General features: G+C 64.0%; 7 protein-coding genes and 1 pseudogene. 3 read left to right on the top strand and 5 right to left on the bottom strand.

Translation table 11 applies throughout. The features are described from left to right. Positions 1-245: pseudogene (locus ACWPWQ_RS09190) on the bottom strand (hypothetical protein); the annotation flags it as partial. A gap of 244 nt (positions 246-489) precedes the next feature. Then, a complete protein-coding gene (locus tag ACWPWQ_RS09185; RefSeq protein WP_454009606.1) occupies positions 490-2,043 on the bottom strand; it encodes a diguanylate cyclase domain-containing protein in 1,554 nt (517 codons plus the stop codon). A gap of 281 nt (positions 2,044-2,324) precedes the next feature. Between ACWPWQ_RS09185 and ACWPWQ_RS09180 the strand changes: the two genes are divergently transcribed. After that, on the top strand, positions 2,325-2,927 hold the full coding sequence (locus ACWPWQ_RS09180; protein ID WP_342059468.1) for a nitroreductase family protein: 603 nt from the start codon (positions 2,325-2,327) through the stop codon (positions 2,925-2,927). A 110-nt stretch (positions 2,928-3,037) separates the two neighbouring features. Further along, complete coding sequence (locus ACWPWQ_RS09175) at positions 3,038-4,516, top strand: diguanylate cyclase (RefSeq protein WP_454009605.1); 1,479 nt, start codon at positions 3,038-3,040, stop codon at positions 4,514-4,516. A gap of 24 nt (positions 4,517-4,540) precedes the next feature. Here the strand turns inward: ACWPWQ_RS09175 and ACWPWQ_RS09170 are convergent, their stop codons facing one another. After that, positions 4,541-5,203 carry an HAD-IA family hydrolase gene (locus tag ACWPWQ_RS09170; RefSeq protein WP_454009604.1) on the bottom strand — a complete coding sequence of 221 codons (663 nt, stop codon included), beginning with the start codon at positions 5,201-5,203 and terminating at the stop codon, positions 4,541-4,543. Then, on the bottom strand, positions 5,200-5,424 hold the full coding sequence (locus ACWPWQ_RS09165; RefSeq protein ID WP_025326108.1) for a hypothetical protein: 225 nt from the start codon (positions 5,422-5,424) through the stop codon (positions 5,200-5,202). The genes ACWPWQ_RS09170 and ACWPWQ_RS09165 overlap by 4 nt, the downstream gene beginning before the upstream one ends. A 113-nt stretch (positions 5,425-5,537) precedes the next feature. Between ACWPWQ_RS09165 and ACWPWQ_RS09160 the strand changes: the two genes are divergently transcribed. Beyond that, entirely contained in the window at positions 5,538-6,428 is an 891-nt protein-coding gene (locus ACWPWQ_RS09160) for a LysR family transcriptional regulator (protein WP_338888008.1), read from the top strand. Positions 6,429-6,526: 98 nt separating this feature from the next. Here ACWPWQ_RS09160 and ACWPWQ_RS09155 read toward each other — a convergent pair whose 3' ends face one another. Beyond that, positions 6,527-7,105, bottom strand: coding sequence for a cysteine hydrolase family protein (locus tag ACWPWQ_RS09155; RefSeq protein ID WP_454009603.1), 579 nt, complete (start codon positions 7,103-7,105; stop codon positions 6,527-6,529). Between the last annotated feature and the right edge of the window lie 7 nt (positions 7,106-7,112).

The raw sequence follows: 7,112 nt of genomic DNA, 5'->3' as shown, positions 1-7,112 counted from the left end.
GGGGCACCCCCTTCCTTGTGCCCCCGGCCGCCCGGGGCCCCCCCGCCCCCCGCGCCGCCGACGGCAGCCCCCACCAGGGCGCCGGTGTCGCCCCCCAGCTGCTTGCCTATCATGGGGCCCGCCACCCCGCCGACGCCGCCGCCGAGTATGGTGTTGACGGTCTCGGACGCCTGCGCCTGACCATTGCCCAACAGCAGCGCGCCCAGCAGCGCCATCGCGCTCATGCCGTATTTGTTCATCTCCATGGGGTACTCCTGTCAAACCTGATGTCTGATTGATTATTTTTCCCTGCACTATACAAAGCGCCCCGGACTCCGCTACCGGGATTACGGCGTCTTCGCCGACAGGCTGACTGTCTCTCCTTCGCGACATTGCCCAATCACATGGGCTAACCGACTGAAAATGAATTAAAAAAAAAGGTCACATGGGAAATTATCCCCACCGTGACCCCTTTCCCGGCCATTCAGGCCCTTTTTCTCCTGATGGCGGTCAGACAGATACTGTCACTACAGCCCCTTTGGAGGGAGGCGAAGTGGCGGACAGATGCCAGCAGTCACGTCCCTGCCGCTTGCTCTGGTACAGGTACTCATCCGCCCGATCGAGCAGGGCAGCGGTGTCATCCGGGTAGCGTGCTCCGCCCGCACTCAGGGTGATGGACTCCTCAAACTCGCGCCACTGCAGCGCCCGCACCCGGGCCAGCAGACGGGTCAGGCGATCCTCGACCTCCTCCCGCTCCCAGGGCAGCAGGGCCGCGAACTCATCCCCCCCGATGCGGTAGACCTGGGCCTCTCCCAGGGTTCTTGCCATGATGGTGGCCACCCGGAACAGCACCGCATCCCCCACCCCGTGCCCCCAGCTGTCATTGACGCGCTTGAAGCAATCCACATCAAACAGCACCAGCCAGTGAGGCCTCTCCTCCTGCGCCAGCCTGGCCCTGTCCTGCTCGAAGGCACGCCGGTTCATGATGCCGGTGAGAGGATCGTGCAGCAGGGCATCCTGCCCCTGCAGCAGGCTGTTTCTCACCTGATGGATCTCCCCCAGGCTGCCGTGCACGAACCAGGTGCGCTGGCGCAGCTGGATCTCCATCAGCGCCTCATCCTGAACGAGGCCACTGAGAGAACGCTGCACCAAGGCCTGCTCCTGACGAAAGATCCGCACCAGAAACAACAGGCTGCACAGCCAGATACCGAGCAGTGCCAGTGCGGGCAGCACCACCATCAGCAGGGTATCTTGCAGGTTGTCATGAAAGTGGGCGGGAGGCAGATAGATGTTGAGATCCCAGTCGATATCCGACAGCGGCTGCTTCAGGTAGCAGCCTTCCCGGATCACGTTCAACACGGCGCCCTGGCTCGGCGTGCCGGACACCGCAGGCAGCAGTGACAGATTATGCCCGACCACCAGCCGGCCGCCCTTGCGCTCTGTGATGTAGATGGCGGCCTGATCGCTGCCCATCGCCCGTCGCAGCGCCGCCTGCAGCGAGTTGAACGACATGTCGACCATCAGCAGGCCCAGCAGCTGCCCCTCGTCATCCTTGACCCGCTTGATCAGGGTCAGGACCTCTGCGTTGCCGCCGAACTCCTGGTAGGGACCAAACCAGACCAGCTCCTCGCTGTCGCTGTCGCTGGCCAGGGTCTGATACCAGGGGCGCTTCTGCACCTGGTAGCCGGTCGGCATCTGCCAGTCGGGGTAGCTGTCGAAACGGTCGAAGCGGGTGTTGTAGAAGTAGAGGAAGTGGGCGTCGTGCTTGAACTGGTGGGCTATGGCCCAGATCCCGTTGATGGCCGAGCCGCCCCTCGCAATGGCCTGCTTGTCCAGGGACGCTTCCAGCACGCCGAGCTGCCGTCGATTGGTCAGCACCATCTCGTGGATCAGGGTGGCGTCGATGGAGGTGAGCATGTGGTCATAGCCGGCCAGGGTCTTGTCGATGCTGCGCAGGTAGCTGGTCGCCGCCAGCAACAGGGTGGCGACCAGCACCAGGGCACCGAGCAGAAACGACAGCGGCGTCAGTATGTAGTAGCGTTCCTTGATGATGGTTGCAGCCATGCCACTCTCTATAAAATGTCGTGTTATATGCATTTTATAGTTGAAAACACCATAAACATATTGATTGAAGTCATTAACCCCTATCGTTAATGACAACAAAGACATCAAGGGGTCATGCCAGGTTTGGTCATGTGAATATCCATAAACAGTAGAAACAGTCATCACCCAGCGTTGACGGTTTCTTGCACAGAAGGTGTTATAGTCCATCACTCGAGAAATCGGAGCCAGATGACCTTTGTCGGCAATGCTGGCAGCCACGATTCATCAACCAAGGAGATGTTATGAGCAGTCCGTTTATCGAACAGATCAAAGTACGTCGTACCATCTATGCCCTGGGTGACCAGGTGACCCATTCCGAGGCCCAGCTGACGGCCCTCATCAAGGATGCCGTCAAGCACAGCCCCTCCTCCTTCAACTCCCAGAGCTCCCGTGCCGTCATCCTGTTTGGCGAGCAGCACCACAAGCTGTGGGACATCGTCAAAGCCGAACTGAAAAAGATTGTGCCGCCAGAGGCCTATCCCCAGAGCGAAGCCAAGGTCAACGGCAGCTTCCGCGCCGGTTTTGGCACAGTGCTGTTCTTCGAGGACACCGCCGTCATCCAGGATCTGCAGCAGAAATTCGCCCTCTATGCCGACAACTTCCCCATCTGGTCCGAACATGGCACCGGGATCGCCCAGTTTGCGGTCTGGACCACCCTGGCCCAGGAAGGCATTGGCGCCTCCTTGCAGCACTACAACCCGCTGATCGACGAGGCGGTCCGCAAGGAGTGGGACCTGCCCGCCAGCTGGCTGCTCCGTGCCCAGATGCCCTTTGGCAGCATAGAGCAACCGGCCGGTGACAAGACCTTCATGGATGACGAGGTCCGTTTCCGGGTCTTCGGCTAACCCCTCTGGCCCCCTCGCCGAGGGGGCCTTTGCCCCTGCTTCCCCCCGCATTTTCCATGGTGTGCAACCATACTCAGGGCTATCACGCCAACCGCCCTCAGGAGAGACGCATGGGAGAAGCCAGACGCCAGCGTATCTTGTCCACTCTCTATCCCGTGTTTGCCCTGCTCTGTGTCGCCACCATCATCCTGCTGTTTTCACTTGTTGGCATCCTCACCCGGCCTCCCAGCCTGCTGGCGGCCTTCTGGCCCGCCAATGCCGTCCTGCTCGGCATGCTGCTGCGTTACCCGCGCCTGGCCTCGCCCCCAGGCTGGCTGGGGGGCCTGCTGGGCTATCTGCTCGCCTCCCTGTTCACCGAGGATCCCCCCCTCAAGACGGCGCTGCTCACCCTCGGCAACCTGGCTGGCGTCAGCGTCGGCTACCTGCTGTTCCGCCGGCTGGATCTCGAAGACAAGCGGCTCCGGCGGCCCGCCTCCATCGTCTATCTGCTGCTGATCGCCATGGCGGCCTCCCTCGCCGCCGGCCTGGTGGGGGCGGCGATCAACCCCATGCTGTTTCAGGGCTCACACCTCTACGGGCTCGGCTTCTGGTTCGCCAGCGAGCTGGTCAACTACATGGCCATACTGCCGGTGATCCTGACCCTGCCCCCGCCGGGCACACTGCCGGACTGGCGCCGCCTCCTGTATCAGACGAATATCTCCTGGCGCAGGCTGCTGCCCCTGCTGAGTCTGGTTGGCACCCTGCTGCTGACCCTGCTGATCGAGGGGCCTGGCTCCATTGCCTTCCCGGTCCCGGCCCTGCTCTGGTGCGCCATCAACTACTCCATCTTTGCCACCAGCCTGCTCTCGCTCTCCTTCAGCACCCTGATCCTGCTCGCCCTCTCCAACGGCTACCTGACCATCAGTCAGGATGTCCAGACCCAATACTGGATGTTCTCGGTGCGGATCGGCGTCATGCTGATTGCCCTCACCCCGCTCACCGCCGCCAGCATAATGGCGACACGCAATAACCTGCTGCGCAGGATGGAATACCTGGCGCACCACGATCACCTCACCGGCGTCCTCAATCGGGCCGGCTTCTGGCCCGGTGCCGAACAGATGGCGGAGAAACTGGAGCGGGGGAAACGTCCCCTCGCGGTCTGCATGCTGGATCTGGACAACTTCAAGGGCATCAACGACCGCCATGGTCACGAGATCGGCGACAGGCTGTTGAAATCCTTCACCACCACGGTGAGCCAGCATCTGCGCCAGGAAGACCTGTTCGGCCGGCTGGGGGGCGAGGAGTTTGCGGTGCTGCTGCCCGATGCCACCGGGGTCCGGGCGCTGGACGTGGTCGAGCGGCTACGGGAGGCGGTTGCCCGGCTGAAGGTTCTGGATGGGGAAGGCAAGCCGGTCTCGGTCACTGTGAGCATAGGAATAGCCTGCCAGCACCAGGGTCACTTCAACCTGGACAGGCTGCTCTCCCACGCCGATCAGGCCCTCTATCGGGCCAAGCATCATGGCCGCAACCGGGTGGAACTGCACGGGGGCGAGGAGGCAGACAGGTGCTCGGGGGATGCGGCGCCCGCCACGGACTCGGCTCCCTCTTGACGCCCCGGCAGATGGAGGCCGGTTTCAGTCCGGCAGCAGGCTTGCCATGCAAAGCTGCAGGCCAGCCTCGTCCTCGGTCAGCCGGATCTGCCGCCAGTCCTCCAGCCGCGCCCTGACCCCGCCATCGAACCGCTTGTCGCCCCCGATCTGCACCACCTGACAACCGGCCTGCAGGGCGCTGCGTATCCCCGCCGGGGCATCCTCGAACACCAGGCAGTCGGCGGGGGCAAGGCCAAGGCGGCGCGCCGCGAGCAGGTAAGGCTCGGGATCCGGCTTGCCCCGCACCACATCTTCTGCCCCGATCAACCATCTCGGCAACGGCAACCCGGCACTGGCCAGGCGGTGCCGCGCCACCCGCTGGCTCGCGGAGGTCACCAGCGCCCAGCGCGCCGGCGGCAGGGCTGCCAGCAGGGTGCGGGCACCGGCGATCGGCTCGGCCACTCCCGCATGCTGGATCTCCAGCTCGTCGAGCAGCGCCACCTCCCTGGCCAGATCCAGCTGTGGCGCCAGTGCGCGTATCACCTCCCGCGAGCGCACCCCGTGGCACATGGCCAGCACAGGCGCGGGATCCAGCCGATGGCCCTGGCACCAGAGCCGCCAGACGGTCTCCACCTCGGTGGTGGAGTGCACCAGGGTGCCGTCCATGTCCAGCAGCAGGGCCTCGGCCCTCAGGGTGAGCACTGTCATGCGGTTCTCCCCGCCAGCACGTCGACGAAGGCCTGTCGCTGGGCCGACTGCTCATAGCAGGCGAGCGCCTGCTCGGTATTGCTCGCCCACACCGGCAGGGGCCCGACGGCAAATCCCTGCTGCAACAGGCTGGTCAGAAGCTCCCCCGTCTCCGGCGCCGCCAGTGGCTGGGCCATTACCAGGCTTCCCTTGATCAAGAACAGATAGCGTTCGCTCGACATGACATGACTCCTTGTGGCTGGTCAGAGGGCCAAAGGCCCGTTTCGAGACCATTAGAACAAGAGTGTTAGATAATTTATAATCAATAAATCGCCGCATTGGATAACCAAATGGAATGAAATTCGACTTAAGACAGCTGCAAGCCTTCGTCATGCTGGCCGAGACCGCCAACTACCGGGAGGCCGCCAGTCGGCTCTTCATCACGCAACCGGCGCTGACCAAGCAGATCCAGGGGCTGGAGCTGGCGCTCGGCAGCACCCTGTTCAACCGGGGCCGCCATGGCGCCGAGCTGACCGCCATCGGCACCCAGTTGCTGCCCCAGGCCCGCGCTCTGGTGGAACACGGCAAGGGATTCGAGCACCACGCCCTGGCGCTGGCGAGTGGCGCCGCCGGGCGCCTCAAGATAGGGTTCGGGCTGTCGAGCTTCGCACTGGCCCCCTCCCTGGTGGCCCGCTTCAAGCAGCAGGCCCCGGATGTGATGGTGCACCTGCAGGACATGACCTCCGCCGTCCAGCACGATCTGCTGCTGGCGGGGCGGCTGCAGATCGGCTTTATGCGAAGGCCGCAGGCGCCACAGCTGAGGGAGCACAGGTTGCTGACCGACCGGCTGGTGCTGGCCGTGCCGAGCCAGATGACGGGGCCGGATCCGGCTGCGTTCGACGTGGAGCGGGCGCTGACCACGCAGCCGCTGTTGCAGATGGTGGGCCACCGCTGCCCCGGCCTCAGCCAGCAGATCGCCCGCTTCCTCGGCGCCAACCGGCTGACCGGCATGATCCAGGAGGCGGAAGACATCCAGACCCTAGTGGCCCTGGTGGCCGCCGGCATAGGCAACGCCATACTGCCCCGCAGCGTCGGCTTCATCGCGGGCAAGGACGTGACCCTCTATCCCCTGTCCGGCCCCTGGTCCGAGTGGGAGATAAGCCTGGTGTGGAACCCCGACTTTGCGGATCCCATTCGGGATCGCTTCCTGACCCTGGTCAGGGCCATGCACCCGGAGGCGGAATAAAACGGCGGCAAGCCAAGGGGATGAGCACGCACTCTCGTGCCGGCAGGAAGGGTGGGAGAAGGGACACGCACTCATCTGATGTGCGCGTCCTCAAGGCCTCAGCCGGGATCTGACAGCAGCCGGGCCACCTTGATCACCTCGGCGATGCGGCCGAGCTGGCGCAGGGAGGCATGGTGCTCATTGGCATCGGCCGCGGCGCAGGCATCTTCCAGTATGGTGATGGCGCAGTCCCGATCGTGGCCATCCCGGGCGGCGGCCTGAATGGCCCAGCCGGTGCTGACGCCGCACAGATAGAGGTGATCGATGTGATTGGCCCGCAGTGCGGGCTCCAGCGCCGTGCCGTAGAAGGGGCTGACCCTGGGCTTGGTCAGCACCAGATCCCCGGGTTGCACGTCGAGCTCGGGGTGAAAGTCGGTGCCTGCCTCAGCCAGGGAGAGGGCGCCGAGCTGGTGGGCCCGGCCAAACATGGGGGAGCCCTTGGGCTGCAGCAGATAGCCGCCATCGAAGCCGACCTTGATGAGCACCACCAGCCAGCCCCTGGCTCGGGCATGGGCCAGCGCCTGGTTGGCATGGAGAATGGCATCCTGCTCCTGCACATGGGCCGCCGAGGCGGCGATGCGTCCGTCCGGGTGGGCGATGTCGTTGATAAAGTCGATCACCAGCAATGCCTTGTTCATGGGTCTG

Source organism: Aeromonas sp. Marseille-Q7275 (assembly GCF_965119515.1).
This window is presented reverse-complemented; position numbering and strand designations above follow the sequence as displayed.